The following is an 851-nucleotide window of genomic DNA, read 5'->3' as shown; positions in this document are numbered from 1 at the left end:
AATGTCGGTTTTTATTGGATGAGATTTATAATAAAGAAATAGAATTTGATGCTATTCTCACTTCTTCCTATATATTGGCCTTGAGAATTCAGAATTTTCTACTGACTCGTAAAACTGAGTTTGATGCTAAAATATTATTAGTCAGTTTGGATGCCCACGAAACTTCTTCCATAAGCCGACCTAAGATTTCATATATCGATTTTCAGACCTTTAAGGTGTCCGAACAGATTATGGAATTGATTCAATCGCAGATTGAAAATGGTTTTGTAAATGAAACTAGAATATTTTCTCCCAAATTAGTCATTCAGAGTTCAAGTATTAGGTGGTAGATTGGTTGGTGCAAATAATTGCATTAAAATTTATTTTTATTTTTAAATTTATTACCTTCTTTAAATATCAGAGAATTATTGTCAGCATTGTATTTCTGGATGCTTTAACTGAATTAATCTAGCTTTTCGACGAAGTTTTACTCTGTTTTTCTTACTCCATAAATACTAGGCTAATGCAATGTCTATATATTTGCATCAGTAAAAATGCAAATAATTGCATAAATATGGCTTTATGAAGAAAAATCAAATCCTTTGGAGTATTATTATTGTCTTGAGTTTAAGCTCTTGTGCTTCTCAAGTGAATACCCATCTCCACGAAAAATCATCACAAATGAAAATATCTGATAACTGGGAAATCTTTCCTAATTCTGTTTGTACACAATCAGGTTCTGAAATATCCTCAAGTTCATTTTATGTAGAATCTGCTATAGTGGCCACTGTTCCAACCACGGTTCTAAATGCTCAAGTTCAAAATGGTATTTATAAGGATATTTATTTCGGAGATAATATGACCAAAATACC

Annotated in this window: 2 protein-coding genes; both read left to right on the top strand. The window is 30.9% G+C overall.

The window, feature by feature from the left end:
- Positions 1-329: hypothetical protein (locus tag HNS40_RS22490; RefSeq protein WP_172284951.1), on the top strand; the 329-nt coding region annotated here is incomplete at its 5' end.
- 232 nt (positions 330-561) lie between these two features.
- On the top strand, positions 562-851 hold a 290-nt coding region (locus HNS40_RS22485; protein ID WP_172284950.1), incomplete at its 3' end, for a hypothetical protein.

The organism is Lentimicrobium sp. S6 (genome assembly GCF_013166635.1).
In the GTDB taxonomy this organism is placed as follows: domain Bacteria; phylum Bacteroidota; class Bacteroidia; order Bacteroidales; family UBA12170; genus UBA12170.
The sequence above is the reverse complement of the archived record's forward strand: the minus strand, read 5'-3'. Positions and strand labels throughout refer to the sequence as shown.